At 67.1% G+C, this 26658-nt stretch carries 33 protein-coding genes and 1 pseudogene; 2 read left to right on the top strand and 32 right to left on the bottom strand.

Annotation, left to right across the window (positions count from 1 at the left end):
* Positions 1-5: 5 nt before the first annotated feature.
* Both IE267_RS22270 and IE267_RS22265 read right to left on the bottom strand, forming a co-directional pair.
* Positions 6-2321 (bottom strand): bifunctional salicylyl-CoA 5-hydroxylase/oxidoreductase, encoded by a 2316-nt coding sequence (locus IE267_RS22270; protein WP_189764419.1) that lies wholly within the window; start codon positions 2319-2321, stop codon positions 6-8.
* Positions 2306-3133, bottom strand: a complete 828-nt coding sequence (locus IE267_RS22265; protein WP_189764418.1) for an enoyl-CoA hydratase family protein — start codon at positions 3131-3133, stop codon at positions 2306-2308. The genes IE267_RS22270 and IE267_RS22265 overlap by 16 nt, the downstream gene beginning before the upstream one ends.
* 271 nt (positions 3134-3404) lie before the next feature.
* Here IE267_RS22265 and IE267_RS22260 point away from each other — a divergent pair, with 271 nt between their 5' ends.
* Positions 3405-3845: an ATP-binding protein gene (locus tag IE267_RS22260; protein ID WP_167152764.1), complete on the top strand. Its 441-nt coding sequence runs from the start codon at positions 3405-3407 to the stop codon at positions 3843-3845.
* Positions 3846-3879: 34 nt separating this feature from the next.
* On the opposite strand, the gene IE267_RS22255 is transcribed toward IE267_RS22260, so the two are convergent.
* The 4 genes and pseudogenes from IE267_RS22255 to IE267_RS22240 all read right to left on the bottom strand — a co-directional run.
* Positions 3880-5322 (bottom strand): amino acid permease, encoded by a 1443-nt coding sequence (locus IE267_RS22255; RefSeq protein ID WP_189764417.1) that lies wholly within the window; start codon positions 5320-5322, stop codon positions 3880-3882.
* A gap of 143 nt (positions 5323-5465) precedes the next feature.
* Positions 5466-6485, bottom strand: coding sequence for an ornithine carbamoyltransferase (gene argF, locus IE267_RS22250; protein ID WP_189764416.1), 1020 nt, complete (start codon positions 6483-6485; stop codon positions 5466-5468).
* 98 nt (positions 6486-6583) lie between these two features.
* A complete protein-coding gene (locus tag IE267_RS22245; protein WP_189764415.1) occupies positions 6584-7816 on the bottom strand; it encodes an arginine deiminase in 1233 nt (410 codons plus the stop codon).
* A gap of 139 nt (positions 7817-7955) precedes the next feature.
* A pseudogene (locus tag IE267_RS22240) lies at positions 7956-9386 on the bottom strand (polynucleotide kinase-phosphatase); the annotation flags it as partial.
* Positions 9387-9461: 75 nt separating this feature from the next.
* On the opposite strand from IE267_RS22240, the gene IE267_RS22235 reads away from it, so the two are divergent.
* The gene (locus tag IE267_RS22235; protein WP_189764414.1) at positions 9462-11159 is read left to right on the top strand and encodes a recombinase family protein; all 1698 of its coding nucleotides are present in this window, start codon (positions 9462-9464) and stop codon (positions 11157-11159) included.
* Positions 11160-11986: 827 nt separating this feature from the next.
* On the opposite strand, the gene IE267_RS22230 is transcribed toward IE267_RS22235, so the two are convergent.
* From IE267_RS22230 to IE267_RS39695, 26 genes are all read right to left on the bottom strand, one after another.
* On the bottom strand, positions 11987-13270 hold the full coding sequence (locus IE267_RS22230) for a hypothetical protein (RefSeq protein WP_189764413.1): 1284 nt from the start codon (positions 13268-13270) through the stop codon (positions 11987-11989).
* A gap of 8 nt (positions 13271-13278) precedes the next feature.
* Positions 13279-13770 (bottom strand): hypothetical protein, encoded by a 492-nt coding sequence (locus tag IE267_RS22225; RefSeq protein WP_189764412.1) that lies wholly within the window; start codon positions 13768-13770, stop codon positions 13279-13281.
* Entirely contained in the window at positions 13767-14747 is a 981-nt protein-coding gene (locus tag IE267_RS22220; protein ID WP_189764411.1) for a hypothetical protein, read from the bottom strand. The genes IE267_RS22225 and IE267_RS22220 overlap by 4 nt, the downstream gene beginning before the upstream one ends.
* Before the next feature lie 99 nt (positions 14748-14846).
* On the bottom strand, positions 14847-16208 hold the full coding sequence (locus IE267_RS22215; RefSeq protein WP_189764410.1) for a hypothetical protein: 1362 nt from the start codon (positions 16206-16208) through the stop codon (positions 14847-14849).
* Positions 16209-16584: 376 nt separating this feature from the next.
* Positions 16585-16794, bottom strand: a complete 210-nt coding sequence (locus IE267_RS22210) for a hypothetical protein (RefSeq protein ID WP_189764409.1) — start codon at positions 16792-16794, stop codon at positions 16585-16587.
* Positions 16791-17123 (bottom strand): HNH endonuclease, encoded by a 333-nt coding sequence (locus IE267_RS22205; protein ID WP_189764408.1) that lies wholly within the window; start codon positions 17121-17123, stop codon positions 16791-16793. Before IE267_RS22205 ends, IE267_RS22210 begins: the two co-directional genes overlap by 4 nt.
* Complete coding sequence (locus IE267_RS22200; RefSeq protein ID WP_189764407.1) at positions 17120-17362, bottom strand: hypothetical protein; 243 nt, start codon at positions 17360-17362, stop codon at positions 17120-17122. The genes IE267_RS22205 and IE267_RS22200 overlap by 4 nt, the downstream gene beginning before the upstream one ends.
* Complete coding sequence (locus IE267_RS22195; RefSeq protein WP_189764406.1) at positions 17359-17874, bottom strand: hypothetical protein; 516 nt, start codon at positions 17872-17874, stop codon at positions 17359-17361. Before IE267_RS22195 ends, IE267_RS22200 begins: the two co-directional genes overlap by 4 nt.
* A gap of 80 nt (positions 17875-17954) precedes the next feature.
* Entirely contained in the window at positions 17955-18575 is a 621-nt protein-coding gene (locus IE267_RS40290; protein ID WP_308428831.1) for a transglycosylase family protein, read from the bottom strand.
* Positions 18576-18711: 136 nt separating this feature from the next.
* On the bottom strand, positions 18712-18930 hold the full coding sequence (locus tag IE267_RS22180; protein ID WP_189764405.1) for a hypothetical protein: 219 nt from the start codon (positions 18928-18930) through the stop codon (positions 18712-18714).
* A complete protein-coding gene (locus IE267_RS22175) occupies positions 18927-20237 on the bottom strand; it encodes a peptidoglycan-binding protein (protein WP_189764404.1) in 1311 nt (436 codons plus the stop codon). Before IE267_RS22175 ends, IE267_RS22180 begins: the two co-directional genes overlap by 4 nt.
* Before the next feature lie 17 nt (positions 20238-20254).
* Positions 20255-20482, bottom strand: a complete 228-nt coding sequence (locus IE267_RS22170) for a hypothetical protein (RefSeq protein ID WP_189764403.1) — start codon at positions 20480-20482, stop codon at positions 20255-20257.
* A gap of 1 nt (position 20483) precedes the next feature.
* Positions 20484-20678, bottom strand: a complete 195-nt coding sequence (locus tag IE267_RS22165) for a hypothetical protein (RefSeq protein WP_189764402.1) — start codon at positions 20676-20678, stop codon at positions 20484-20486.
* Positions 20668-20886: a hypothetical protein gene (locus tag IE267_RS22160; protein WP_189764401.1), complete on the bottom strand. Its 219-nt coding sequence runs from the start codon at positions 20884-20886 to the stop codon at positions 20668-20670. The genes IE267_RS22165 and IE267_RS22160 overlap by 11 nt, the downstream gene beginning before the upstream one ends.
* A gap of 3 nt (positions 20887-20889) precedes the next feature.
* Positions 20890-21366, bottom strand: coding sequence for a hypothetical protein (locus IE267_RS22155; protein ID WP_189764400.1), 477 nt, complete (start codon positions 21364-21366; stop codon positions 20890-20892).
* Positions 21363-21704: a hypothetical protein gene (locus IE267_RS22150; RefSeq protein WP_189764399.1), complete on the bottom strand. Its 342-nt coding sequence runs from the start codon at positions 21702-21704 to the stop codon at positions 21363-21365. The genes IE267_RS22155 and IE267_RS22150 overlap by 4 nt, the downstream gene beginning before the upstream one ends.
* A 12-nt stretch (positions 21705-21716) precedes the next feature.
* Positions 21717-21929, bottom strand: coding sequence for a hypothetical protein (locus IE267_RS22145; protein ID WP_189764398.1), 213 nt, complete (start codon positions 21927-21929; stop codon positions 21717-21719).
* 2 nt (positions 21930-21931) lie between these two features.
* A complete protein-coding gene (locus IE267_RS22140) occupies positions 21932-22222 on the bottom strand; it encodes a hypothetical protein (RefSeq protein ID WP_189764397.1) in 291 nt (96 codons plus the stop codon).
* 69 nt (positions 22223-22291) lie between these two features.
* Positions 22292-22624, bottom strand: a complete 333-nt coding sequence (locus IE267_RS22135; protein WP_229861362.1) for a stage V sporulation protein S — start codon at positions 22622-22624, stop codon at positions 22292-22294.
* Between the two features lie 76 nt (positions 22625-22700).
* Complete coding sequence (locus tag IE267_RS22130; RefSeq protein WP_189764396.1) at positions 22701-23282, bottom strand: RuvC family protein; 582 nt, start codon at positions 23280-23282, stop codon at positions 22701-22703.
* The gene (locus IE267_RS22125) at positions 23282-23725 is read right to left on the bottom strand and encodes a hypothetical protein (protein WP_189764395.1); all 444 of its coding nucleotides are present in this window, start codon (positions 23723-23725) and stop codon (positions 23282-23284) included. The genes IE267_RS22130 and IE267_RS22125 overlap by 1 nt, the downstream gene beginning before the upstream one ends.
* A 145-nt stretch (positions 23726-23870) precedes the next feature.
* Positions 23871-24491, bottom strand: coding sequence for a hypothetical protein (locus IE267_RS22120; protein WP_189764394.1), 621 nt, complete (start codon positions 24489-24491; stop codon positions 23871-23873).
* A gap of 16 nt (positions 24492-24507) precedes the next feature.
* Complete coding sequence (locus IE267_RS22115) at positions 24508-24687, bottom strand: hypothetical protein (RefSeq protein WP_189764393.1); 180 nt, start codon at positions 24685-24687, stop codon at positions 24508-24510.
* Positions 24688-24698: 11 nt separating this feature from the next.
* Positions 24699-25028 (bottom strand): hypothetical protein, encoded by a 330-nt coding sequence (locus IE267_RS22110; protein ID WP_189764392.1) that lies wholly within the window; start codon positions 25026-25028, stop codon positions 24699-24701.
* A complete protein-coding gene (locus IE267_RS22105) occupies positions 24961-26094 on the bottom strand; it encodes a hypothetical protein (protein WP_189764391.1) in 1134 nt (377 codons plus the stop codon). The genes IE267_RS22110 and IE267_RS22105 overlap by 68 nt, the downstream gene beginning before the upstream one ends.
* Positions 26091-26579, bottom strand: coding sequence for an HNH endonuclease (locus IE267_RS39695; protein ID WP_229861361.1), 489 nt, complete (start codon positions 26577-26579; stop codon positions 26091-26093). Before IE267_RS39695 ends, IE267_RS22105 begins: the two co-directional genes overlap by 4 nt.
* Positions 26580-26658: the final 79 nt, after the last annotated feature.

Here is a 26658-nt window from a genome sequence, read left to right as displayed (position 1 = left end):
GGGCGTCAGTTCAGGCTGAGGCGCGGCCGCGGGGCGTCCGTGCGGCCCGTCGGCGGGGTGCGGCTGCCCGCACGGTAGGGCAGCGGCCAGCTCGCGCCGGGGCCCGCGTAGCCCTGCTCGGCGGCGGCGTGCAGCGTCCAGTGCGGGTCGTAGAGGTGCGGCCGGGCCAGGGCGCACAGGTCGGCGCGGCCCGCGAGGAGCAGGGAGTTGACGTCGTCCCACGACGAGATGGCCCCCACCGCGACGACCGGAACGGCCAGCGCGTTGCGAATCCGGTCGGCGTACGGGGTCTGGTAGGAGCGGCCGAATTCGGGGCGCTCCTCGGGGACGACCTGGCCGGTGGACACGTCGATGGCGTCGGCGCCATGTGCGGCGAAGGCGCGCGCGATCTCGACGGCGTCCTCGACGGTGGTGCCGCCCTCGGCCCAGTCGGTGGCGGACAGGCGCACCGTCATGGGCCGCTCGGCGGGCCAGCTCTCGCGCACCGCGTCGAAGACTTCGAGGGGGAAGCGCAGGCGTCCGGCGAGGGAACCGCCGTACTCGTCCGTCCGTTGGTTGGTGAGGGGGGACAGGAACCCGGAGAGCAAGTAGCCGTGGGCGCAGTGCAGTTCGAGGAGGTCGAAGCCGCAGTCGGCGGCCCGGCGCGCCGCGGCCGTGAACCGGGCGCGAATTCCCGCGAGTTCCGCGTGGTCAAGGGCGTGCGGGATCTGGCTGACGCCGGGCAGGTACGGCAGCGGGGAGGCGGCGGCGACGGGCCAGTTGCCGGTGTCGAGCGGCTGGTCCATGCCGTCCCACATCAGCCGGGTCGAGCCCTTGCGGCCGGAGTGGCCGAGCTGGACGCCGAAGGCGGTGCCCGGGGCCTGCTCGTGGACGAAGTCCACGATCCGCCGCCAGGAGGCGGCCTGTTCGGGGGTGTAGAGGCCGGTGCAGCCGGGTGTGATGCGGCCCTCGGGGCTGACGCACACCATCTCCGTCATGACCAGGCCCGCGCCGCCGAGGGCGCGGGCGCCGAGGTGCACGAGGTGGAAGTCGCCGGGGACGCCGTCCACCGCGGAGTACATGTCCATGGGCGAGACCACCACGCGGTTCTTCAGTTCCAGGCCGCGCAGCCGGAAGGGGGTGAACATGGGCGGGGTGCCCGGCTCACAGCCGAACTCCCGCTCCACGGCGTCGGTGAACCCGGGGTCGCGCAGGCGGAGGTTGTCGTGGGTGACCCGGCGGCTGCGGGTGAGGAGGTTGAAGGCGAACTGCCGGGCGGGCTGGTCGAGATAGCGCGCGAGGTCCTCGAACCAGCGCAGGCTGGCGGCGGCGGCGCGCTGCGTGGAGGCGACGACGGGCCGGCGCTCGCTCTCGTACGCGGTGAGGGCCGCGGCGAGGTCCGGCTGCTCCTCGACGCAGGCGGCGAGCGCGAGGGCGTCCTCGACGGCGAGCTTGGTGCCGGAGCCGATCGAGAAGTGGGCGGTGTGCGCGGCGTCGCCGAGCAGCACCGTATTGCCGTACGACCAGTGCTCGTTGACGACCGTGCGGAAGGCCGTCCACGAGGAGTTGTTGCCGCGCAGGGGCCGCCCGCCGAGGGCGTCGGAGAAGACCTTGGCGCAGTGCTCGGCCGAGGCCCGTTCGTCGAGCGCGCCCAGTCCGGCGGCCTCCCACACCTCTTCGCGCATCTCGACGATGACCGTGGAGGCGCCGGCGGCGTAGGGGTAGCCGTGCAGCTGCATCACGCCGTGCTCGGTCTCGGCGATCTCGAAGCGGAAGGCGTCGAAGGCGAAGTCGGCGGCGAGCCAGATGTAGCGGCAGCGGTGCCTGGTGATCCGTGGCGCGAAGTGCGCGGCGTGCGCCTCGCGGGTGAGGCTGTGCACCCCGTCGGCGGCGATCACCAGGTCGTGGGCGGCGGCGAGTTCGGCGGCGGGCGGCGCCTCGGCGCGAAAGCGCAGATCGACGCCGAGCTCGTGGCAGCGCTCGTGCAGGATCTCCAGGAGCCGGCGCCGGCCGAGGGCGGCGAAGCCGTGCCCGCCGGAGGTGAGCGTGCGGCCCCGGTGCACGATGTCGATGTCGTCCCAGCGGACGAACTCCGCGCGCAATGCACGGTAGACGGCGGGGTCGGCGTGCTCGATGCCGCCGAGGGTCTCGTCGGAGAGCACCACGCCGAAGCCGAAGGTGTCGTCGGGCGCGCCCCGCTCCCACAGGGTGACCGAACGGTCCGGGTCGAGCCGCTTGAGCAGCGCCGCGGCGTACAGCCCGCCGGGGCCGCCGCCGATCACGGCGATGCTGAGCGGGGCGCGCCCGGCGTCGCGGGCCGGCACCGCTAGCGCCCCTGCCACTTCGGGGGCCGCTTCTCGGTGAAGGCGGCGTGGAACTCGGCGTAGTCCTCGCCGTTCATCAGCAGGGCCTGGGTCGCGGCGTCCAGTTCCACGGAGGCCGCGAGCGGCATGTCGAGTTCGGCGGTGAGCAGCGCCTTGGTCTGGGCGTGGGCGAGGGCGGGGCCGTCCGCGAGGCGGCGGGCGAGTTCGGCGGCGCGCTCGTCGGCGCGGCCCTCTTCGGTCAACTCGCTGAGCAGACCGATCCGTTCGGCCTCGGCGGCGCGTACCGGGTCGCCGAGCATGAGCAGGCGGGTGGCGTGGCCGAGGCCGACGACCCGGGGCAGCAGATAGGCCGCCCCCATGTCGCCGCCCGACAGGCCCACCTTCGTGAAGAGGAACGCGAAGCGGGCCGTGGGGTCGGCGATGCGGAAGTCGGCGGCGAGCGCGAGCACCGCGCCCGCACCCGCGGCGACGCCGTGCAGCGCCGCGACCACGGGGAAGGGGCACTCGCGGATCGCCCGTACCACCTGGCCCGTCATGCGGTTGAAGTCGAGGAGTTCGGCGGTGTTCATCGCGAGGGTGGCGCCGATGATGTTGTCCACGTCGCCGCCCGAGCAGAAGCCGCGCCCCTCGCCCCCCAGGACCAGGGCGCGCACCGAACGCTCCCGGGACAGCTCGGCGAGCAGGTCACGCAGGTCGGCGTAGGCGCCGAAGGTCAGCGCGTTGAGCTTCTCCGGCCGGGCCAGGGTGACGGTGGCGACCGAGTCGGACACCGTCAGGCGCAGATGGCGCCAGTCCTCGGTGGGCGATGCGGAGCTGGGAAAGGGGCTCATCCGGGCGGCCTCCTACGGCGGGGCGGCAGGTGCCGCCACTGCTTTCGCTGCCTGCCCGACGAAGGTATCACTCATGCGTGACCGTCGTCACGAGTACGCGATAAGCACGCCGCGCCCGCCCCGGGCCCAAGGTCCCGCACGCCGGTGCCCCAGGGCCCCGCCCGCTCCGGACGGGGTCCCCTACTGTCCCGCGACCCGGCTTCGTAAGGTTGAAAGCAGGACGACCCCACGCAACCCGACGCCCTCTCGCGCCCCGAACGGAACAGTCGCCTTGCCGAAGCCCTCCGGCCCCGACCGGAACGCCGCACCTTCCGTGTGGCGCATCCCCCTCCCCCACACCACGGCCGCCGTGCCGATCGCCCGCGCCCTGGTGCGTACCGCGCTCGCGGACATCGACGCGCCCGCCGACAGCGACACGGCCGAGCTGCTCACCGCCGAGCTGGTCGCCAACGCGGTCGAGCACACCACGGGCGAGGCGCCGATCGAGCTGGTGGTGGAACTGCTCGCCTCGGGCTGCCAGGTCGAGGTGCACGACGCCTCGCCGCTGCCGCCGGGCGATCTCTCGGTCCCCGGTGCGGGCGGCCCGCCCGACCCCTGGCAGGAGCACGGCCGCGGCCTGCTCCTCATCCGCACCCTGAGTTCGGCCTGCGGCCACCGCCCCACCGCGCACGGCAAGGCGGTCTGGTTCACCCTGCCGAGCCGGCCGCGCTGACGCGCCCGGGGCGGCCGGGCCGGCGCGGTCCGGGTCACGCCCCCGGCGCCGCCGGAGCGACCAGGCGCGAGCGGCTGCGGCCGTAGCAGGCGTACACCAGCGAGCCGACCACCAGGAAGGCGGCGAACTGCAGCCAGGTCGCCCAGCCGGTGCCGTACATCAGGTACAGACAGAAGCCGACGCCCAGGATCGGGCTCGCGGGATACAGCGGCACCCGGAACGAGCGCTTCAGCTCCGGTTCGCTGCGGCGCAGCGCGACGACCGCGATGTTGACCACGGCCATGACGGCGAGCGTGCCGATGGTGGTCAGGTTGACCACCGCGTCCAGGGAGGCGAACGCCGCCGGGACCGCGAAGACCAGCGCGACGATCCACGTGTTGGCGGCCGGTGTCGCGGTCTTCGGCGAGACCCGCTCGAACACGCGCGGGACCAGGCCGTCGCGGGACATCGACATCAGGATGCGGGTCTGCCCGTACATCACGGCGAGCACCACGGAGGCGATGGCGACGACCGCGCCGAACGCGATGACGCCGCCGCCGACCGTGGAGTCGGTGACCTGGTTGACGATCAGCGAGAGCGCGGCGGGCTTGTCGCCGACCGCGTCCGCGCCCAGCCCGCCGATCGCGGCCACGGCGACCGCGCAGTAGAGCAGGGTGACCAGACCGATGCAGATCATGATCGCTATCGGCACGTTCTTGCGCGGGTTCTTCACTTCCTCGCCGGCCGTGGTGATCGCGTCGAAACCGATGTACGAGAAGAACGCCAGCGAGGCGCCCGCGGTGACCCCGCCGGCGCCGTGGGTCGCGAACGGCGAGAGGTGACCGGCCTCGAACGCCGTGAAGGCGATCGCCAGGAACAGCAGCAGAATCCCGATCTTGAGCACGGCCATCGCGGCGGTGGCCCGCGCGCTCTCCCGCACGCCCCGGACCAGCAGGGTCGCGGCGAGCAGGATGACGACGACGGCCGGCAGGTTGACCACTCCGCCGTCGCCGGGGCCCGCCGAGAGCGCGTCCGGCAGCTGCCATCCGACGAGGCTGTTCAGGAGCTCGTTGAGGTACTGGCTCCAGCCGACCGCGACCGCCGACACCGAGACGCCGTACTCCAGGAGCAGGCACCAGCCGACCAGGAACGCGGTGCGCTCGCCGAGCGTGGCGTACGCGAAGGAGTAGGAGGAGCCGGAGACCGGGATCGCGCCGCCCAGCTCGGCGAAGGAGAACGCGGTGAAGACGCAGGTGACGGCGGCGAGCGCGAAGGACAGGACCACGGCGGGCCCCGCCTTGGCGACGCTGTCGGAGAGCCCGACGAAGATGCCCGTGCCCACGATCGCGCCGACGCCGAAGCACACGAGCTGGAAGAGCCCCATCGTGCGGCGCAGGCCATGGCCTTCGAGGTCGGCGCCGGATTCGGCGATCAGCTGCCGCGGCGGTTTGATCCGCAGCTGGGGGGCGGGGCGGGAGGCGGGGTGGGGGCGCCGCATGAGGTGGTTCTCATTCCTGGTGGTACGCCGCGGCCGACAGGGGCCGCGCACAAAGAAGCGGGGTCCGGGCGTGCGAGCCCGGACCCCACCAAGAAGCGACATAGTAGCCACCCCGCCGCATGTGCACCCAATCGAGCGCATTCCTATCCGACGGCAGTGGCGCCGCACCCGAGCGTGGCCACCATGACCGCCTTGATGGTGTGCATCCGGTTCTCCGCCTCGTCGAAGACGACCGAGTGCGCCGACTCGAAGACCTCGTCGCTCACTTCCAGCTCGGCCAGGCCGTACCGCTCGTGGATGTCCCGGCCGACCTGGGTGCCCAGGTCGTGGAAGGCGGGCAGGCAGTGGAGGAACTTGACGTTCCGGTTGCCGGTGGCGCGCAGCACGTCCATGGTCACCGCGTACGGCGCGAGCGCCTTGATGCGCTCGGCCCAGATCTCCTCGGGCTCCCCCATCGAGACCCAGACGTCGGTGGCGACGAAGTCCGCTCCCGCCACCCCCTCCTCGACGGACTCGGTCAGGGTGATGCGGGCGCCGCTCGCCGCGGCCGCCTCGCGCGCCTGCGCCACGACCTCCGCGGCCGGCCAGTACGCCCTGGGCGCCACGATCCGGATGTCCATGCCGAGCAGGGCACCGATGACCAGGTAGGAGTTGCCCATGTTGAAGCGGGCGTCCCCCAGATAGGCGAACGCGACCTCGCCCAGCGGCTTGTCGCTGTGCTCGGTCACGGTCAGCACGTCGGCGAGCATCTGGGTGGGATGCCAGTCGTCGGTCAGGCCGTTGTAGACCGGCACGCCCGCGTGCGCGGCGAGGGTCTCGACGATCTCCTGGTCGTCGCCCCGGAACTCGATCGCGTCGAACATCCGCCCCAGGACCCGGGCCGTATCGCGCGCGGACTCCTTCTTGCCGATGTGCGAACCGGCCGGGTCGATGTACGTCGTCGACGCCCCCTGGTCCGCGGCCGCCACCTCGAAGGCACAGCGGGTACGCGTCGACGACTTCTCGAAGATCAGCGCGATGTTGCGCCCGCGCAGCCGCTGGACCTCGGCACCCGCCTTCTTCGCGGCCTTGAGTTCGGCGGCGAGCGCGACGAGCGCGAGGAACTCCTCGGCAGTGAAGTCCAGCTCCTTGACGAAGTGGCGGCCTGCGAGGTCTATCGCCATGGTGGCTGCTCCTGGGGCGGATAGGGGACGGCGGGGACGGCGTCCGGTGAGCGACGACGTCCAGTCAACACTGGAAGTCTATACGTAAGGGTGCATCACTATACGGCATCGCGTTCGACCGGACAGCTCATGCACCGCGGGCCTCCCCTCCCCCGGCCCAGCTCACTGCCCCGGATCTCGATCACCTCGATGCCCTCCTTGCGCAGATGCGTGTTGGTCGTGACATTGCGCTCGTACGCCACCACCACGCCCGGCTCCACCGCGAGGACGTTGCAGCCGTCGTCCCACTGCTCACGCTGCGCCGAGTGCACGTCCTGCGTCGCGGTGAGCACCCGGATCCGGTCGAGGCCGAGGGCCGCCGCGATCGCACGGTGCATGTGCTCCGGCGGATGGTCGGTGACCTTGAGCTCCTGCTCGCCGGCGCCCGGCTCGATCGTGTACGAGCGGAGCATGCCGAGGCCCGCGTACTGGGTGAAGGTCTCGCCGTCGACCATCGTCATCACCGTGTCGAGGTGCATGAACGCCCGCCGCTTCGGCATGTCGAGCGCCACGATGGTCTTCGCCGAACCCGCCGCGAACAGCCCCCTGGCCAGCATCTCCACGGCCTGCGGGGTGGTCCGCTCGCTCATCCCGATCAGCACGGCGCCGTTCCCGATCACCAGGACGTCACCGCCCTCGATGGTCGAGGGATAGTCGCTCTGCCCGCGCGACCAGATGTTGAACGGGCCGGCGTCGGGCCCCTTGAACAGCGGATGGTGGCGGTAGATCGCCTCGAAGTGCACCGTCTCGCGCTGCCGGGCCGGCCAGCGCATCGCGTTGATCGAGACGCCGTCGTAGATCCAGGCGGAGGTGTCCCGGGTGAACAGGTGGTTCGGCAGCGGGCCGAGCAGGAAGTCGTCCAGGTCCATCGCGTGGAAGCGCACCGACGTCGGCTCCGGATGCCGCTCCAGGAACTCCCGCTTCGTCATCCCGCCGACCAGCGCCTCCGCCAGCTCGGCGGCGGGCAGTTCCTCGAAGGCCGCCCGCAGATGATCCGTGGCGAGCGGCCCGTACTCCTTCTCGTCGAAGACCCGGTCGAGCACGAGGGCCCGGGCCTGCGCGATCTCCAGCGCCTCGCGCAGCAGATCACCGAAGAGGTGCACCTCCACCCCGCGGTCGCGGAGCACGTCCGCGAAGCCGTCGTGCTCCTGTCTGGCCCGGCGCACCCACAGGACGTCGTCGAAGAGCAACGCGTCCTTGTTGCCGGGCGTGAGCCGTTTCAGCTCCAGATCTGGCCGGTGGAGTATGACGCGGCGCAGCCGCCCGGTCTCGGAATCGACATGGAATCCCATGCCCCCATCCTGTCCCGCGACGGCCCCGCTCACCCGGCGAACACGGCCGCCGCACGGCCCGAAGGGCCGCCGAAGCGGCCCGCCGTGCGGCGGCCCCGAACCCGGGGGCCGGCTCGGAACCGGCAGCCCGGGGGCCGACTCAGAGTCGAGGGTCGACCGGCTCCGATTCGAGGGCGAGTACGGCGAACACCGCCTCGTGCACCCGCCACAGCGGCTCCCCGTCGGCGAGCCGGGCGAGCGCCTCGAGACCGAGCGCGTACTCGCGCAGGGCGAGCGACCGCTTGTGCCCGAGGAAGCGCTGCCGCAGCCGCTGCAGGTTGTCCGGCCGGGTGTACTCGGGACCGTAGATGATCCGCAGGTACTCCCGGCCGCGCACCTTGACGCCCGGCTGCACGAGCCGCCCCTTGCCGTCCCGCGCCAGCGCCTGGAGCGGCTTGACGACCATGCCCTCGCCGCCCGCACCGGTCAGCTCCAGCCACCAGTCGACACCGGCCCGCACCGACGCCTCGTCACCGGTGTCGACGACCAGGCGGGCGGTCGCTCGGAGCAGCCCCGTCGGGTCGTGCTCCACCAGCCGGTCCAGCCGGGCCAGTTGCTCGTCGTGCGGCACGGCGGCGAGGCTGCGCCCCTGCACGGCCAGGATCTGGAACGGCGCGAGGCGCACCCCGTCGAGCCCGTCGGTCGTCCAGCAGTAGCGCCGGTAGGCCTCGGTGAACGCGGCCGCGTCGGCGGCCCGCTCCCGCTGCCGCTCGGCGAGCCCCGCCACCTCGACACCCCGGCCCGACGCCGCCTCAAGGGCGCGCAGCGCAGCCGGAAGAGCGGCCCCGGACGACGCGCCCACCGCGGCGTACTGCGAGCGCAGCAGCCCCGACGCCTTCAGCGACCAGGGCAACAGCTCGGCGTCCAACAGCAGCCAGTCCGTGCCCAGTTCCTCCCAGAGCCCGGCCGCGGACACCGCCGACCTCAGCCGCTGAAGGATCTCCTCGGTCACGGCCGCGTCGTCGAAGAACGGCCGCCCGGTACGGGTGTGCAGCACCCCCGTCGCCCCCGGCACCCCGAACCGCTCCCGGGCCACCTCCGCGTCCCGGCACACCAGGGCCACCGCCCGCGAGCCCATGTGCTTCTCCTCGCACACGACCTTCGCCACGCCGTCCTTCGCGTACTGCGCGAACGCCTCCGCCGGATGCTCCAGATATCCCTCCACGCGAGAAGTCGCGGTCGGCGCCATCGTCGGCGGAAGGTGGGCGAGCAGCCTCGGGTCGACCGCGAACCGGCTCATGACCTCCAGGGCCGCCGCCGCGTTCTCCTCGCGCACCGCGACCTTGCCCATCAGCCGGGTCTCGACGACCCGCCGCCCGTGCACATCGGCGAGGTCCAGCGGCCGGCCCTCGTGCCCGCCGGGAGCCTCGGTCACCAGCGGCTTGACCGGCTCGTACCAGACCCGCTCCGCCGGTACGTCGACGAGCTCGCGCTCCGGCCAGCGCAGGGCGGTCATCCTCCCGCCGAACACGGCGCCCGTGTCCAGGCAGATGGTGTTGTTGATCCACGAGGTGTTCGGTACCGCTGTATGGGCAGCACTAACAAGTTTAGGGCTCTCCCGAACAGACTTGGTGCCAGTCAAGCCTCGGCATTCAAGGAGCACAGATTGGGAACCCTCACTGTTCCTGCGGTCGCAGTTCCCGCAACCTTCGCGGGGCCAAAAGCGCGACTCCGAGGGATCGTTTACATCCGGGTCAGCCAAGAGAAGGAAGAAGGGTTCAGTCCGGAGCAGCAGCTCTGGGCATGTCAGCAATATGCTTTGGCGCACAACATCGAGTTGGTGGGCGAGCCGGTCGAGGACTTGGATCTGTCTGGGCGTGACTTCGCCAAGCGGAAGATCACTGAGATCATCGAGCGAGTGCGTCGCGGTGAGGCGAATTGCGTCATCGTGTGGCAGTGGTCGCGCTTCGGCCGTAACAACCACAAAAGCCAGGCGTACCTTGCCGAGTTGAAGCGGGCGGGTGGTGAGCTTTACTCGGCAACTGAGCACTTTGACGTTACGACGGCCACGGGTGAGTTTTCGCGCGACCAGATGCTTCTGATCGCCGCCTATCAGTCGAACATGATCGGCCAGAACTGGAAGGAGAACCATCAGCGGCGGCTTCGGAACAAGCTGCCCCACACTGGGCAGCCGCGTTTTGGTTATCAGCGGTGCGACGACTGTGTTCGGAACCCTGACAGTCCCCGAGCGTACCTTCGGTGCTCCACATGCCATGGAGTTCTGGTCGTTGATCCGGTTCGCGGGCCAGCTCTCGCTGAGGCGTATGAGATGTGGGTGCTGCAAGACATACCGATGGACCGCGTTGCCAAGTACATGGCGGGGAAGGGAATCCGGTCGCTCAAGGGGGCTGAGATGGATGCCGCTTCGTGGTACCGCGTGTTGGACAGCGGTTTCGCTGCCGGATTGCTCAGGTCTCGAAGTGAGCCGTCGAACCCCGAAAAGGGGATCACCTACGCGACCAACAAGCCTAATACCTACGACCTTTGGTACCCCGGCGCTCACTTCCCCCTGATCACTTCGGAGTTGTGGGAGGCGTACAAGCGCAAGCGCTGCCCTGAGGACTATGACTCCGAGCTTTCCGGCTTCGTCCGCGAGACCGAGCCTAAGTACGGCCTTTCCGGCCTGGTGCGGTGCGGCAACATTCGAGACAACGGCGAGATCTGTCTGGCGATCATGACGGCGAGCGTTACGAAGTACAAGTCCAAGTACGGCACTTACCATACGGACATTTGGAGGTGCTCGCGGTATGTAAGGAGCAAGCAGTGCCGCGCAATTTCGGTAACGCGCCCCAAGGCCGAAACTGAAGTTCTCAAGTGGCTCGATGCGAACTCAAAGCACTCGGAGACTGGCGAAGTGGCAATGAAGCGTGCCGCCACGGCGGCACGGGCAGGTGACCAGGCAGCAGAAGTGAAGAAAGAGATTCAGCGACTCAAGGAGAAGCTCGACAGGGCACTTGAGGGCTACCTCGACAAGATCATTTCTCCGGAGGACTATCTCAATAAGAAGGAGGAGTTGGAGGGACAGCTTGAGGTTAGGGTTTCCAGGCTTCGCCTGCTGAACTCTGAGGTAGCTGCCAACCAGACTCCGGGCGCCGACGCCTTTGGTACGCTTCTCGAACTCTGGCCCAAGATGGAGGAGTACGAGAAGCGGGCGGGAGCAAAGAAGGTCATAAGCTACCTGCTTGTGACTCCGACCCCCGGTAGGGCGCCAAATAAGCTCACCATCGTCCCTCGTTGGGAAGCCAATCAGGAGGCTCTTGCAGGGGCAGGTGCTCCAGTAAATCAGGAGCCGATGGTGGCCTGACCTTCAGCCTGCTGCTCTGCGAGCCAAATTCGATACGCCGCCTTGCCCAAGATTCCCCAGAACTCCAACCAGCATTCGTCTTCGGTCGGAGTCTCCGCACTGGGTCGAATCATCGAATTTTGAGTCATGAACTGACCCTATTCAGACCGCTGGGGATTCAGTTAGAAGCGTGGAGCCGTCGATGATTCGCAGCGGGAGAAAGTCGACGGTTCGGAGTAGCATGCCGACGGTGCACAAGTGGAGGTAGGGGTGGACGTGGGTACCAAGTTGTGGGTGCGGCCTGGCGAGTCGTTCGTTCAGGTGCTTGAGGAGGACGAGGGGAACTGCGCGGTCTGTAGCGGGCCGGTGGTCCGGGCCAAGTTCCGCTGGGACAACTGGAGCCCTGACCCGGAGGCCCTGTTTGGTGACGGTGGAGACGGTAGTTTCCAGCGCTCCGGTCACGCAGATGGATCGCCTCCTCATGGTGAGCTGCACACGGTCTTCGCGAAGCCTCGGTGCCCTGAGTGCCGGAGTGAGGATCTGAGCTACGACGAGTCTGGGTATGGCACGACGGCTCGGTGTGCTGACTGTGGCTGGTACAAGTACTCGGATCGTGGCGACTAGACTCGCCGCCCGAAAAAACGAGAAGGGACCAGTCGATGGCTGGTCCCTTCTGGGTTGTATCGGCCTCGGTTCAGGTCAGGACTGTGCCGTTGCCCTCGCAGGTGATGCAGCTGTCGATCTGGGGGTATCGGCCTCGGCAGTGGGGGCAGGGCTTCTCTATGGCCCCCGATTCTGCGTGAGTGTCGTTCCATGTGTCGGGCTCGGGCGCGTAGTTAGTAGGCATGTCAGTCCTCGATGACGTCGGCGTCGATGATGTTGGTGTCCCGTTGGATGGAGGCGGGGAGTGCGGGGGGCTGTGAGTCGTCGCGTCCGAAGAGGCGTGAGATGAGGCCTGTCTCAGCTGCGCCCTTCTGGGATGCCTTGATGGAGATGGAGACGGATGCCTCGTCTGCCTTGGCCTTTGCGCCGATCATCTTGGTGAGGCGGTCGAGTTCTTCGGACAGAACGGGGTCGAGTTCGCCGTCTCCGTAGCTTTCCTCCACGCGCTTGCGGGCGAATACGCGTCCGGTCTGCATCTCCAGCAGGGTGGCCTGGAGGTTGGTGATGTCGTCCTTGGTGCGGATGACGGGGGTCTCGGGGCGGTGCCAGGGGGCTGGGGTAGTTACTCCGTCATGCCGCACTTCGAGCAGGTGGGTATCAACTGACTCGGGGGCCGGATCCGCGTTCTGCTCGGTGGGCGTTTCGGGGCTGGTAGTTACTCCCCTGGCGGTGCCGTTGAGCTTGTCCATGTATCGGGCCCAGGCGTGGATGGAGAGTCGCAGTACTTCGGTCGAGTCGTCTTCGTCGATGAGGTCTACGTCGTACCCAGCGTCGATGAACTCCTGGCGGTGGCGCTTGCGGGCGCGGTCCTTCATCTTCTTCGGGTATCGGCGTAGTTCGCCGCCGGAGAACCAGATGGTGTCGCCGAACTGCGAGGGGCTGAGCCAGCTGGTGCTCGTGACGGCGTGGAAGGGCACGCTCTGGAGCAGTTCCGGCTTGGTGATGCCGAGCCCGAAGAGCCGAACTCCCGTGTCCTTGACGGCGCGGACGAGTCGGTGGGCCAGGTGCTCATCGATGGCGTCCTTGGGGATGGCCACGTTGGGCCAGGCTTTGCAGGTGGCGATGAGGTCTTGGCCGGGGTGCCAGACGATGACGGCCTTGTCGCGGCGTTCTTCGAGCCAGGGAAGGCGCTGCATCTGGTGGGTGGGGTCGAGGCGGTTCGCGTCGAACTCCACGAAGTGGTCGAGGCGTTCGATGCTGGGTTCAACGACCTCGTCGTAGTAGTGGTCGGCGATGTCCTTGAGTTCGTCGTCGTCGGGGGAAGCGGCGGGGTTGTTGTTGAGTGTGTAGGCGCCGGAGTCGAGGAGTACTCGGACGTCGGGGTCGTAGTGGTCGGCGACGAGGAACGGTTTGGTGAACTTGTTGCGCTTGCGCAGGCCCCAGTAGCTCAGGCTCTGGGTGAGCGAGCCTTCGGCGGTGAGCAGGCGCCGGTAGACGGGGAATTCTGTGCCTGCCTGGTAGAGGTGCATCCGGTGTCCTAGAGCGGGTCGGCGGTGCGGCGGGGGTCTGCGGCGTATGCCTCGGCTTGTGCTTCGACTTCGTCAACCAGGGCGTCCCAGGGGCGTGGTGTCTGGTTGTAGTCGGGGCGCCATTCAGGCTTGGCGAAGTACGGCAGGGTCAGCGTCGCTACGGGGTATCCGAGTGCGAGGAGTTCTGCGCTGATGGCGGGGTCGGGTTCGATGACGAGGTCGACCTTGGTACCGGTGCTGGTGACGCTGCCGACGGCGTCGAGTCGCAGCTGTGTGTCGGTGCGCCATTCGGCGTGGGTGCGGGGTTGGATGATGCGTGTGTGGCGGGTCAGGTTGTGGATGGTCAGCCAGCGTTGGGTGCGGTCGATGTCGAGGTCGTCGCTCAGGAGATAGACGCTGTGCTGAGCGACAAGAGCTTGGTAGAGGGTGTTGCCGACAGGGATTACGCCGTGGGTCTCGGGGTTGCGGAGTACCCCGTTGATGGTCAGCGCGATGTTCACTTCTGGCTCCAGAGGGCGGCCTTGATGAGGGCGGTCTGGGCGTCGTCGATGACTTGGCCGTACAGGGCGATGTCCGTGGACTGTTGTGCGGTGGCCCCGATTTCCTTGAGCTGGCGCAGGGTGTTGACGGTGCCGTTTTCCTTGGCGGCCTGCCAGCGGAAGTTGTTGAAGTCGGAGTAGCCGGTGCCTTGGGGGCTGAAGGCATGGCGGCGGCCGAGGTGGATGCCGTCGAAGAGGGTGGTGGCTTCGGCGATGGTGGTGCGTAGGGCGGTAGCGGAGTTCATCCAGGGCGGGGAGCCCTTGGTGAGGGCGCTGAGGCTGGCGGAGAGGAACCGGTAGCGGTCCAGGAGATGTTTGGCCTGGTGCTCGTCTTCGCGGGCGGCCTCGAAGTAGCTGTCGGGGTAGGTGCTTCGAGGGTCGCTGGGGAGCTTGGGCGGGGTGACTGTCCAGGAGTCGGTGGTGAGGGAGTACGCCGCGTAGGGGTTGATGGCGGTGATGTCCTTCACGCCGTGGGCCGCGTTCCAGTAGAAGGTGACCTCGTAAGTGCGGTCGCCTATCTGGGTGTTGGCTGTCTTGGGCCACAGTGCTGCCCGCAGGCTTTCGTTGACGTGCTTGGCGGTCTCTTCGGAGGTGAGTCCGGCGTAGGTGTCGTTGTAGTGGGTGAACTGGGCGTAGTCGACGCCGAGCAGTACGTCGAGGTCCCCGTTTCCCCGGTCTGCTGCCCACTGATAGGTGATGCCAGATCCGGCAAGCCATACCTCTGCCCACTGGTCAAAACCTGGTGTGACGAGGAAGAACTCTCGCAGTGTGCGGAGTATCCATTCGCGGATGTTGGGCTTGAGGTGTGTGCCGTCGAAGAGGTTGGGGTCCAGTTCGCGGGAGGGCTCGGAGAAGTATCCGCTGCCGCCGTGCGCGGGGTCCGGGATTTCCGCGAGGGACTCGGTGAGGCGGTCGTAGAAAGCGTTAGGGCCACTCATAGGAGTGACGCTATGAGTGGCCCGGGGTGATGTGTTAGCGCGGTCTGGAGCCTTGCTAGTTCGATGCGTAGCGCGAACCCTAGAAGGATCTCTGAAGGATCACGTGGTTTCCTTCATGACTTCCTCTAGGTCTTGATATGAGAAGAAGCCGTCCGAGTCGTCGGCCGCCTTTACGTCGTCGAGGAAGGTCTGCCAAGCGCCATGCTTGCGCAGTGCAGCGGGGACAAGCGAGTAGAACGTGGGTGCAAGCTTCAGCATGCCCATGGAGGCCCGGCACTCATAGTTCTCTGCCCAGGCTTCGAGGATGCTGCCCAGTTGGGCCTCTGTCATGTGCGGAGCGCACTGCGGCACGGTGTTCTTGGCCAGACTCTCGGCCATCCTGAAGCTGCCTGCTTCTTTGAGGATCGCGGCGAGGAATCCGGCTCCGTAGGGGCCGGGGCGGCGGGCGATGACGGATGCCTTTTGGTACGGCGAGAGAGCTTGGAACTTGGGTCTCAGCGACGGCAGTTCCGTCCTGGCTCTGGGTACTTCGACGAGACTGAGTGGGGCGATCTGGTCGACGGGCAGAGGCGTGTACGCGTCCGGAGGGCAGATGCGCTCTATGTAGGTGTCCAGTTGTGCTGTTGAGGCCGAGTCGAGAGCATCCCAGAAGATGTCCAGGTCGGCGAGGCGGACCACGGCGCGGATCTGTTGCTCTAGAGGGAGGTGGGGGAAGCGCGGAATGACGGCAATGAGTGCCTGCGCTGCCAGCTCCCGGTTGCTTTCCGCGAATGTGCGCAGGCACGTGGCATGGCGGTCGGCGAGGAGGCCGTCGTCCTGGGAGCTGTCGGTCGGCAGTTCGAGGAGAGCGTGTTTTGCGGCAAGTGACAGGATGCTACGCCGGGTGCCCGACTTTGCTCGATCGAAGAAGTGTTGTGTGAGGACACCGGCCATACCGATGAAGCCGGGATCGTCTACGTGTGATCTGTAGCGCTCGACTGCCCTGCGCCCCTGGCTCGGTGGGTGCAACAGGAGCGCCTCCATAGCAGCCGCTAGGTGTGCGCGGGCGTACTCGGTGGTTGGGGCGAAGAGCTCCCCCAGGGGTCGCAGAGAAGGGTGCGCCGACAGGTTCCGGTCCTCCTTGAGCCGACTCAGTTCGCGCTTCTGGACGTGGTCGATCAGCTCGGCCTTCTCAGCTGTGTCCAGAAGGCCGCTCTCCACCTGCTGCATGCTCTGAACTGACTGCTTGCTGTCGGGGCTCTTTTGGGCCGCTTCGATCTTGTCGACGACCTCTTGAGCTTCGCCGTCGCCGTCCTCGGCCAGCTGATGGATCTTGTGTATCAGGTCGGCGCAGACAGCGGTCCAGGTGAGCATGATGGAGGCGCGGGCTGAGCCCGACGTATAGCAACGGTACGCCTCGGCTACGAGGGGACGTACCTCTTGGTGCCACACTTGGTTGATCTTGATTTCGAGGTCGATCATCGACTGTCCCGCCCCTGCAACTTTGACTTGATGTCTTACGAGAGAAGCGTATGCGGGCCGAAGGCCCGGCAAGCGGGCCAATGCAGCAGTACTCCGGGGAGGCACGATCACTACCGCTGCTTCGTGAGGGCGTGCCGCAGTGATCACGACACCTCGGACTCCCTCTCGGAGTCGTGCTGATGGGGGTTCCTGGCTCCAGCTCCCCTACTGGCCGTATTGGCGTACTGGTCACTCACGCCTGGGGCCCGGTTCCTCTCGCGTAAGTGGTGTAGAACCGGGCCCGGGTCACCAACCTGCGACGTAATTTACCTGCCGTAGCGACCCTGGGTCGCTGATCGTTCGGAAGCGGCAGCCTGGGTTCGCCATCCGGGACAGGTCAGCCGGTGAGTATGTGAAAGACAAGCAGTAGGGTGCCCGCGAACCATGCAGCCGCAAAGGCGGCCTTGGCGGTTTTTGTCGAGGTATGAAGCCAGCCCACGACGCGGTCGGAGATGGTAGCTCCAAGCCGGGGGCTGGAGACGATGTAGACCTCATAGGCGAGTACACCGACGGCGATTGCTGCCCATATGGTGTCAACGGTGGTCACTTCTTGGCCCCGCCCTTCTTGTCCTTGTTGCGACGTTCGTGCATGAGCTTGGTGTTCTCTGCTCGGGAGACGACGCGCAGGTTGCTTGGCCGGTCATCGTGGTGGTTGCCGTTGATGTGGTCGACGGTCTCGGACGTCTTGAGCTTGCGACCGAGCTTCTTCTCCATGACGAGCCGGTATCCGTAGGTGACCTTGCCGGTCTTGGGGTCGCGTACGGAGGAGTAGCCCTTCTTGGTGCGGGCGATGCCCTTCTCTGCGCCCTTGGTGCCGCTGATGATGGCCTGGCCCCGGGTCTGCTTCTTCGGGGCTTCCTTCTTGGGCGTGGTCATCGGCTTTCCTCAGTGCGCTCGGGCCAGTGCCAGGTGCCTCCCCGCTGCCCCTCCTCGGATTGCGGGACGTAGCGGTTGAAGAACATCCCTTCAGGGTTGAAGACGGCCAGGGCAATGAGATCGCTGTCTCCTCGCGGAGCGTCCGTGACGATAGCGGCCCGGCACTGTGGGGTGTATTCACCCCCGGGGGTGCCGTGGGAGCGGTAGTGGACTATGCGTCCGATGCTGGGCGTGGTCATCGGCTCTCCTTGGGAGCGGCCTTGTCGAAGTGGTCGGCGCGCACGCGGTTCATGACGGGGCAGAAGTCGCAGAGGTAGCGGTCCTTGGCTGACCGGTACTTGGGGAGTCCGGCGGCCTTGCGTTCGGTGTTGGTGCCGGGGGTGAGCCTCACCTTGGAGCTGCGGAGGTCTCCGCAGTCGAGGGTGCGCTGGTGCTTGCGCCAGCAGGTCATGGCGTCGTCCTGGAAGCTGGCTTTGAGGTTGTAGAAGTCGGTGCCGAGGCCTTCGGAGCCGCCGTTTTCCATCTTTTCGTTGATCTTCTTGACGATCTCGGTCTTGTATTCGGCGTTGTCCCAGTGCTTCTTGGAGATGACCATGAGCTGGCCGAAGTGCCGGTTGCCGTCCGGGTAGGTGTGCTGGGAAACCCGGTTTTCCAGGAGGAAGTCCTCGCGTGGGGTTCCGTCGTGGTCGGGGATCTCCTCGATGCTCTTGCAGTCCTTGCAGAGCAGAAGTCGTACCTTTTCTTCAGCCACTGAGATTCTCCTGTAACGCAACTGATCGGCCTGACCCCAAAATTACGGGCCGGGCCGATCACTGTGTTAGCGGAGATCGGTTATCGCATGCCTGCCTCATAGGAGCAGACGGGCCACGCGCCGGGGCCCTGTCCCTTGAGTACCTTTTCGGCGATCCGGATCTGTTCTGATCTGGAGGCCTGGTTGGGCATGCCGGTGCCGCCGTACTCGTGCCAGGTCTGAAGTGTGAACTGGAGCCCGCCGTAGTAGCCGTTGCCGGTGTTGATGCTCCAGTTGCCGCTGGATTCGCAGTCGGCGAGCCGGTCCCAGGCGGTGGTGGTGGTTGAGGGCGCCTTGGGGGCGGGTCGGGCGGGCTTCTGCTCCGGCCGGGCAGGGGGCTGGGGGGTGTTGGCTGCGGTGTCCAGGCGGAGCTTCTGGCCGGGCATGATCAGGTCGGGGTCTGCGCCGATGACAGTGCGGTTGCTCTGGTAGAGCGCCTGCCAGGCGTTGACGTCGCCGAGCTGCTTCTGGGCGATGAGGCTGAGGGTGTCGCCGGGCTGGACGGTGTAGGTCGCGGGGGCGCTCTGGGCGATGGTGCTGCGCGCCTGAACGCGAGGGGCGACCGTGCTGTGCTGGTCGGCTGCGGCGTTGCTGGCCGACACTGCGACAGCAGTCGTGGCCAGCATGGGAAGCAGGGCGAATGCGGCGAGCTTGCGGGACATGTGAGAACCCAACGTTGGGGACATGGTCGGCCCTGGCTCTCCCTGCGAATTGCTGCGCCCGGGGTTGTTTCGAGGGTATGGAAAGGCCCCGGCTAGTTGTTAGCCGGGGCCTTGTTCTCGTGCTACGAGAGGGGAGTTACTGGGTTCGCGCATCCACGAGGACGTGCTGGTTGGCCGTCACCTTGCTGCGGGACTCAAGGCCAACGACAAGAACCAGCAAGGTGTTGAGTCCACCGATGACGGTCTCGTTCGCGTCAACTCCGGCGAGACCAGGTACGAAATGAACGAGTGCGGTGAGCAGGCCCACCACGACAGTGCGGGTGAGAATCGGGTTGTTCTTGATGTAGTCAATCAACGTGTCAGCCTCCGCCATGTTTCCGGCCCGACGTTTCCGTCGGCGTTAGTGCCGGTCCAACCCTGTGTCTTCTGGAATGCCTTGACCCCGGCCCGGGTGGTATTTCCGTAATAGCTTGAAGGGCCGTAAGAGAGGTAACGGCCGTATCCCTTACGGAGGAGGGACTTGTCGACGGTGAGGACCTGCGGGCCGCTGGCGCCGTAGCGGACTGCGTCCCGTCCGGGGAATCCGGGTCCGCTCACGGAGGTGCCGAGGAGCGCTCGCAGCGAGGAGGGGCCGGGGATACCGTCGGCTGAGGCGCCGCTGTAGCCGAGGGAGCGCTGGTAGGCGGCGTAGGCCTTGGTGTCGGCCTGGGTCCAGCGGGGGCCGGGGCCGACGGTGTAGGAGGAGCCGAAGCCACGGTTGACGAGTGCCGTGCCGACGCGTGTGACGTGGTCTCCGTAGGCGCCGGGGCCGTAGCTGAGTCCGTTGATGGTGATCTGGTAGTTGCCCAGGCCGCCTGAGTTGCCGCCGCCTCCGCCGGTCGTGGGGGGCTGTTCGTCGTCGCCGGGTACGGTCGGCGGCGGGTTGGCGTTGTCGGGGAGGTGGATTTCCTGGCCGGGCTGGATCTTGTCGGGGTTGTGGACCTGCGGGTTGGCGCCGATCAGTGAGGCCAGGGTGATGCCGACAGCTGCGGCAATGCCTGCCATGGTCTGGCCTGCTCGCACGATCCAGGTCTTGCTCTGGGAGCCTCCGCCGGAGCCGCCTGCGGCCGCGAAGAGCCGGGATGCCGAGATGGCGCCGGGGTCGCCGTGGTTGTTGCCGGGGATGTTGGCGTGTCCGAAGTGGCCGCCCTGGTTGAGCCAGACTGACCGGGAGCGCCGCGAGCCTCCCGGGTACGGCGGCGGAGCGCCCATCGGGAACGTGTCGGGGATGCCCCAGGAGCGGATGGCTGCCATCAGGGCACGGAAGTTGGGGCCGGGGCGCCAGTAGTCGGTGAACGGCTGGTGGGCGCGGGCCAGTACCTCGATCTGGATGCAGACACGGCCGGTGCGGTTGGTGCGCGTGGAGCCGTCATTGGCCAGTGCGCGGGCGGACTGGTCCAGGGGGCCGTACTGTCCGAGGCGGTCGGTGGTGGGGTCGTAGAGGATGTGGGGCTCGAAGTTCTCCGAGATGAGGTAGTCACCTACGTTGGTGAACGCGCTGTTGCCCGCGCCGGATTCGGTGGTGTGCCAGACCACGCGGGGCGGGAGATGGGGGGTGTCCATGTCTCCGCCGATGACGCCGTCTCCGAGGCGTTCGGCGCCGGGTATCCATCGTGTGCCCACGGTGGGCCTCCTTCTGTTTATGCGTACCGGTGGGAGCGCTCCGGGTAGCGGTTGGTGAGTTCGGCGGCATGGTGGTCGCTGACGCCGAGGGGGCCGTAGCTGCGCGGGTCGAGGACGGCTTCGCGGGATTCGCGGGTGAGGCTCTCGACGACGCCGCCCCGGTTCGGGTTGGCCTTGCGGATGGTGCCGTCGCAGAGGCCGGAGTCGAGTTCGTCGGTGAGGGGGCCTCGGGGGATGTAGGCCATGTCAGGCCGCCTTCTTGATGCGGGGCACGGGGGTGGTGATGCGCTTGCCAGCGCCGATCGTGGACCTGTCGTTCCAGATGTTGGCGAGGCGCTGGGAGGCAAGTTCGTCGCTGTCGACCGTGTACTTGACGTTGTCGCCCCGGCCGGAGCGGCGGCGGTCGAACATGCTCATCGGCTGCTTTTGGCTATCGGCCATGGCGGGTCTCCGTCTGGGGTGGCGGGTAGGTGGAGTCGACGGCGAGGGCGTCGTCGAGGGTGGGGACGGATGGGTGGGTGCCGTGGGTGCCGAACACCACCTTGGGCGGGCACCACGTGCCCTGGTGTACGGGTGCGCTGAGGGCCTGGAGCATGTCGTCGACTTGCTGTTCGCGGCTGCTGGACCAGGGGCGTGGCGCGTAGTCCACGGGCTACCTCCAGGAGGGGAGCAGGGCGGTGAGTGCCTTGATGCGCTGTGCGTTCTGCTCGGGGTCGCTGGGGGTGATGTGGGTCTTGCCGGAGTTGACGAGGTGGGTGCCTTCGGGTGTGCCGGTGGCGGTCCATTTGCGGCCCCGCATCTGGTGCTCGATGCCGGTCATGGGGCCGAAGTCGGTGGGCCACCGGTAGTCCTGGGGGGCCAGGCGTGAGCCTTTGTGGACGCCTCGGGAGTAGGGCCGGGTGTTGCTGCGTTCGGCACTGTTGCTGGCGAGGCGGTCGGAGCGGCGGGAGTTGAGGGTGCCGAGGTAGCCGTCGGGGTATTCGGCGTCGCCCAGGCGTGGGGCGGACAGGTTCTGCCGTGCCTGGGAGATGGCCTGTGCTCCGGTGATGCGGGTGCTGCCGCCTCCGCCGACGACGGCGGCTCCGGCTCCGGGGAGCTGGTAGGGGGTGGAGTAGAAGATGTCGCTCACGCGCTGCTCCCGGTGGTGGCCTGGGAGTTGCGGATGGGGTTGGATCCGGCGTAGCGGGTGACGGTGTCGGTGACGGCCTGCTGGCGCTGGCGGTCGCGGACGACCTGGTCGGGGGTGACGCCCCGGGTGCGGGCTTCGTTCTGGATGTCGGAGATGCGGGCCAGGACGCCGCTTTGGTACTGGGAGTCGGCTCCGGTCAGGCCGCCGACGATGTTGCCTGCCATGGAGGTGCGCTCCATGGGCTGGGTGCCGGTGGTGGCCATGTTGGTCACCTCGCGGCCGACCTTGCTGAACTGGGTCTGGTTGAGGACGCCGTTGCCGAAGGAGAGCAGTGACATGGGGCGGCGCTCCTAGCGGTTGTAGACGGGATTGGATTCCGTGGGCGGGGCGGAGTTCTGGGTGTCGGTGTGGCTGCCGGAGAGCATTCCGGCGCCGAATTGCGCTCCCGACAGGAGCCGGGATGCTCCGCCGGAGGCGGCTGCTTCACCTGCGGCTCCGGCAGCGGCGCGTCCCGCGAGTGCGGGGAGGACCGTGCGGGCGGCGGCGAGGATGAGCGGAAGCACGGCTACTTCCCGTTGGTGGTGAACTTGGAGGGCACGCGCCGGACGCTGTGTCCGGTCTCGCTGGCGATGGGGCTGTTGGAGACGAAGCGGTCGGCGCGGATCGAGCCGCGACCCTCGCGGTTGAGCTGGCGTGCTCGGATGCCGGTGGCGTGCTCGGGGTATGCGGTGCCGCCCTTGGCATTGCCCTTCTTGGACACGGGGGTGCCGCCCTGGGGCGTGACGAAGGAAGCGGCCAGGGCCATGGACTGCCCCATGGTGGGGAACTGCCCGCTGGAAATGATGCGCTCGCTCATGTGGCCTCCTCATGGCCCGTGCTGTTGGTCCGTCAGCCGCTGGTTTCTCGTCTGGTCTGTGGTTGTGGGCTAGCGGGCGTTGTCGATGACGCGGAATGCGACGCCCGTGACGGTCTTTCCCTGGATGTCAACGTCGAAGAAGTGGGGCTTTGCCCAGAGGTCGTGGCCGCGTGGGGCGGCGAATCCCTGGGCGATTGCGATGGCCTTGGCTGTTTGGTTGACGGCGGATGCCCCGACGGCGCGGAGGGTGATTCGCTTTCCCTCGTAGATGCTGCGGGCCACCATGGAGCCGAGGCTTGGTGCTGCGGTGGATGACTTCACCATGACGGTGATGTCCTTGGATTCGTCGTCGTTGTTCTTCATCTGGATCTCTTCTGGGGTGCCGGGGTTCTTGCGTGACATATTGAGAGTAGGGACGGGATTTGAGTTTGTGGTAATAGCGAAGATCCCCTGCCGGTTCTGGCAGGGGATCTTGTTGTCAGGCTGCTTGCTGTCCGCGCTGTCCTTGTTCTTTCAGGTTCTTTACGGTGTCCAGTTCGCTGGTGCTTCCCCGGCCGGTTTGAAGGGTGCAGGCGACGCGTGCGAGTGCGTAGGCGTCGGCCAGGTTGTCGTCGTAGAAGATGGCGCCGTAGCGGCGGGCGACGGCGTCGATCATTTCCTTCTTGTTGGCGGTGCCCTTGCCTGTGACGAATTTCTTGAGCGTGGGCGGCGGCACGATGATGGGGTGCCGCCAGGAACGGACCCCGGCTATCTCGGTGATGGCGAGCTTGACCACTCCCCCGAGTTCGCCCAGGGCTTCGCGCTGGAATCGTGAGCCGTGGGAATAGCCTTCGATGGCGACCGCCGAGATGCCGCCATACGCGCAGTACACGGAGGAGAGCATCGACTGCACGTCGCGGAAAACACGGGCGAGCCGGTCGGACTGGGAGCGGAAGTTCTTCGCTTCCCATCGGCCTGTCCTGGTCTGGTAGATGCCGCTGGGGTGGCTGTAGACAGCGAATCCGAAACCGGTATAGGACTGGTCGATCCCGATGTACGGGTGTGTGGTCTCGGCGGGCATCAGGCGGCCAGATCTCCGTCGAGGACGGCATCGGGTATGTACCGGGACGCGCGCGCGGTGTGGGCACTGCACTTGGTGCAGACGAGGATGACGGCCGCGTCCTGGAGGAAGGGCGTCATCACGCGGGTGGGGTGCCATGCGTGGCGGCCGTAGTCGATACAGGCGGTGGGCAACCGGTTGACCAAGGTGTTGTTCTGCTGCACGAGGCGGTAGCAGTCGGAGGCGAAGCGGGACTTGAGAATCTGCGACGTTCGGCCACGCTGGTCGAGATGGATGTCGCCCGAATCGACGCGAGCCTGTGTGCGGGCCGAGTTGGTGAGGACGGTCACCTGGACTCGCGCTCCCTTAATTCGCTCTACGCGTACGGCGCGTCCTCGTCGGCGGCTGTCCGCGTCGGCCCATGTCTGGCCGGGACGGATCAGCGAGCTGGTCAGTGCACTCACGCGTGGCTCCTATCACGGCCGGTTGCCGCATAGCCGGGTGCGGGAACGCACCTGGTGCAGTGGGACTCTCCATCGATGCAATGGCGTTCCTCATCCGCGCTGATCTCGTAGCCGCAGGGGCAGACGACCGCGCTGAAGGTGGGGCTCACTTGGAGGCCTCCCAGCGCTGCACGATGTCGCGGTAGGCAGAGGCGGAGGCAGCTGCGTCGGCTCGGGCCGCGTCTCGCTCAACCGTGAGCAGCCTGATCTGGGAATCTTTGCGCTTGCGTTCTTCGGCGGCGAGGTCACTGAAGAGGCTCAGCTTGGGCTGGGGAGTGCCAGTCATCTGCAACTTGGCGTGCTGGTGCCTCAGTTCCGTCAGCTGCCGGTAGCAGTCAGCCTTGTCCTTGATCGCCGCGTCCCTCTGGGCCAGCAAGTCGTCGACTTGTGCTCGCCGCCGTGACTGCTCGCGGGCGGTACGGTCGGCGATGAGCGCCTGCTTTTCGCGCTCCTTGACCAGCTTTGCCCGCAGTTCGGTGAGTTCCCTGCTGGCTCTCTCGTAGTTTTCTGATATTTCGCTCACCCGGTGCTGGAGGGACTTGATCTCCTTTTCCCCTACGGCTTTGCGGAGCTGGGCCAGTTCGTTCTGAGTCAGCATGAGGGAAAGGGCATAGCCGTGGAGGTTTATGGCCTGGGTTCCGTCGGCGGGGCCGGGTGGCGTAAATCGAGTGCTGTCGATCTTGAGATGGTGCTGGCCGGTGGTGGAGCTGAGGTGAAAGCTGGTCATAATATGTGCTCCTGGCTCAGTTGGAGATCGGGCGGTACTGCTTGGTGAGGTTTTCGGTGCGGATGTAGACGGCGGTGCGCTTGCCGGTGCCGAGGTTGTAGATGAAGGCCGACTTGAGGGTGGAGTTTTTGTCGGTGGGGCGTAGAACGGCGATCTTCTTGCGGCTCTTGTGGAGGAACATCTGTCCGTTGGTCATGCCGATTCCTTTCACGAGGACCATCTCTGTGCCCGGTTGTCGCGGTCGTGGCGTCCCACTCGCCGGGTGAGTTCGCGGGAGACGACGGCTGCCTTGGCGGTCAGGCCGTTGTAGATGGATTCGAGGAGTTTTCGGGTCGCGTAGGCGGCGTTGTAGGCGTCCGTGCAGGCGAGGACTTCCGGGTCGGCTGCTGCGGCGGCCTTCTGGGCGGTCACCGACTTTTCGGTCTTCGCCCTGACTGCGGCGATGGCGCGGCACCGGTCGAGGTCGGTTTCAGCCTGCTTCTCGTCGACTGCCGCCTGGGCGAGCCGAGTTCCGGCGAACTCGCCCCAGTTGGTCATCTCCACAAAGATCGACATCAGTGCGTCGTCGGCGAGTTCGGTCAGATCCGGGGTGAGTTCGGGAGCGTCCTCGCCGGGCCGCTGCGGGAGTTTCAGCCCCTTCACCCGCAGGCGTCTCACGGTCGTCTGCGCCAGGGTTGGTGCCGCGTCGTCGTGCGGGGCCGTCATCGCTCTCCTCGTAGGCGTTGCAGTCCTTGCAGCCGCCCTTGGGGCAGGCGGGCGGGTCGTTCTTGCCGAGGCGTTCGTTGATTTCCTGGCAGAGGGCGATGCGGTCCGCGATGACGTCGAAATTGGCCTTGATCGTGAAAGACTTCACGTCTTGGTTCATCTTGGACTCGTAGATGAATTCGGCGCCGTCCACTTCGAGTTGCATGAAGGTGTTGGCGAGCCATATGTAGATCTGGACCTGCCGGACGTGGGAGGGGAAGGGGACGCGGGTGTCGGTCCACAGGCCCTTGACGTCCACGTAGGGGCGGCCTTCGGCGTCCTTGTGGGTATGGCGTGCCAGGAGCTTGGGGTTCTCGTAGCGGTAGGTGCCTTCTCCTACCGTCTTGATTTCCAGGATCTTGCGGATCGGGGTCAGGAGTCCGTCGGCGTGTCCGGCGATGCGGTGGGTGGGTACGGCGCGCAGGGGCACTTCGGCGTATTCGAGGGCGGAGGAGGAGCAGCGGTCGCAGGTGGCTGGGCTCTTGTCCCACCAGAGCTGTTCGCAGTTCAGGCATTTGAAGTTGCCCTCAAGCCATCCGGTGCTCCACGCCCGGTTCTGCCACTTGCGGTGGGCTTCGTGTCCGGAGTCGAAGATGTTGAGGCTCTGGAAGCCGAATTTCTCCTTGTGGTGGATGCCGGTTTCGATGCGCTGGTAGGTGGCGCGGGGGCACCAGCTGGCCTTGGCGACTTCGGAGGGGTGGATGATGTCCTGGCGCCGGGAGTTGTCATTCGCGTTCTTCTCGATGACGTGTGCCTTGGCTTCGGCGAGGAACGTCTTGTCCTTGCTTCGGGAGGCGAAGAGGTCGTCGAGGCTGGAAGGCGCTGCGATGGCCTTGCGGCGGGCGCGGGGGGCTTTCATGCCGCCGCCTGGGCGGGGTGGGGGCCGCCGATGTGCCGCCAGGTCTCGTGCCGGACGATGGCGCCTATGGAGGCGTGGTCCATGCCGTAGGTGCGGGCGAGGCTGCGCTGGGAGTACTGGCCGCTGGCGTACTGCTCGCGTATGTGCAGGACGGTGGCTTCGGTCAGGCGGGTGTGGGGGTGCGCCTCGCCGACGAGGACGGGAGGAGGCTTGCCGCGTCCCTTGCTCCACATGTCGAGGACGTTGTCGGCGGGGGTGCCGTCGGAGAGGTGGCTGGGGCGGACACATCTGGGGGTGTCGCAGGCGTGCAGGACGATGCCTTTCGGCATGTGGTCGTGCGTGAGGAAGAAGGCGTAGCGGTGGGCGTAGTAGCGCTTCCGGTCGGCCCAGAATGTTCCGTAGCCGTTGCCTCGGGTGCCGCCTCGCCACAGCCAGCATGATTCTGTCTTTTCGACGCGGGCCCAGAAGTCCTCTGCTGTACCCATTTCGTTCCTTGTCCTTCCTGGAAGAGTGAGAGTGGCGGGGCATTCTTGATGGCCCATTTGTCGGGCTGGGCGCGGTACT

The organism is Streptomyces xanthochromogenes, from assembly GCF_014650455.1.
Lineage (GTDB): Bacteria > Actinomycetota > Actinomycetes > Streptomycetales > Streptomycetaceae > Streptomyces > Streptomyces xanthochromogenes.
Note: the sequence above shows the minus strand (reverse complement) of the source record. Positions and strands in the feature narration are given on the sequence as shown.

Coding starts and splice junctions, on each gene's coding strand:
- IE267_RS22265 (WP_189764418.1), bottom strand. CDS start 3,133: ATGAGCCCCTTTCCCAGCTCCGCATCGCCCACCGAGGACTGGCGCCAT.
- IE267_RS22255 (WP_189764417.1), bottom strand. CDS start 5,322: ATGCGGCGCCCCCACCCCGCCTCCCGCCCCGCCCCCCAGCTGCGGATC.
- argF (WP_189764416.1), bottom strand. CDS start 6,485: ATGGCGATAGACCTCGCAGGCCGCCACTTCGTCAAGGAGCTGGACTTC.
- IE267_RS22245 (WP_189764415.1), bottom strand. CDS start 7,816: ATGGGATTCCATGTCGATTCCGAGACCGGGCGGCTGCGCCGCGTCATA.
- IE267_RS22230 (WP_189764413.1), bottom strand. CDS start 13,270: ATGCACCTCTACCAGGCAGGCACAGAATTCCCCGTCTACCGGCGCCTG.
- IE267_RS22220 (WP_189764411.1), bottom strand. CDS start 14,747: ATGAGTGGCCCTAACGCTTTCTACGACCGCCTCACCGAGTCCCTCGCG.
- IE267_RS22215 (WP_189764410.1), bottom strand. CDS start 16,208: ATGATCGACCTCGAAATCAAGATCAACCAAGTGTGGCACCAAGAGGTA.
- IE267_RS22205 (WP_189764408.1), bottom strand. CDS start 17,123: ATGACCACGCCCAAGAAGGAAGCCCCGAAGAAGCAGACCCGGGGCCAG.
- IE267_RS22200 (WP_189764407.1), bottom strand. CDS start 17,362: ATGACCACGCCCAGCATCGGACGCATAGTCCACTACCGCTCCCACGGC.
- IE267_RS40290 (WP_308428831.1), bottom strand. CDS start 18,575: ATGTCCCGCAAGCTCGCCGCATTCGCCCTGCTTCCCATGCTGGCCACG.
- IE267_RS22170 (WP_189764403.1), bottom strand. CDS start 20,482: ATGGCCTACATCCCCCGAGGCCCCCTCACCGACGAACTCGACTCCGGC.
- IE267_RS22165 (WP_189764402.1), bottom strand. CDS start 20,678: ATGGCCGATAGCCAAAAGCAGCCGATGAGCATGTTCGACCGCCGCCGC.
- IE267_RS22150 (WP_189764399.1), bottom strand. CDS start 21,704: ATGTCACTGCTCTCCTTCGGCAACGGCGTCCTCAACCAGACCCAGTTC.
- IE267_RS22140 (WP_189764397.1), bottom strand. CDS start 22,222: ATGAGCGAGCGCATCATTTCCAGCGGGCAGTTCCCCACCATGGGGCAG.
- IE267_RS22135 (WP_229861362.1), bottom strand. CDS start 22,624: ATGTCACGCAAGAACCCCGGCACCCCAGAAGAGATCCAGATGAAGAAC.
- IE267_RS22130 (WP_189764396.1), bottom strand. CDS start 23,282: ATGCCCGCCGAGACCACACACCCGTACATCGGGATCGACCAGTCCTAT.
- IE267_RS22120 (WP_189764394.1), bottom strand. CDS start 24,491: ATGACCAGCTTTCACCTCAGCTCCACCACCGGCCAGCACCATCTCAAG.
- IE267_RS22115 (WP_189764393.1), bottom strand. CDS start 24,687: ATGACCAACGGACAGATGTTCCTCCACAAGAGCCGCAAGAAGATCGCC.
- IE267_RS22110 (WP_189764392.1), bottom strand. CDS start 25,028: ATGACCAACTGGGGCGAGTTCGCCGGAACTCGGCTCGCCCAGGCGGCA.
- IE267_RS22105 (WP_189764391.1), bottom strand. CDS start 26,094: ATGAAAGCCCCCCGCGCCCGCCGCAAGGCCATCGCAGCGCCTTCCAGC.
- IE267_RS39695 (WP_229861361.1), bottom strand. CDS start 26,579: ATGGGTACAGCAGAGGACTTCTGGGCCCGCGTCGAAAAGACAGAATCA.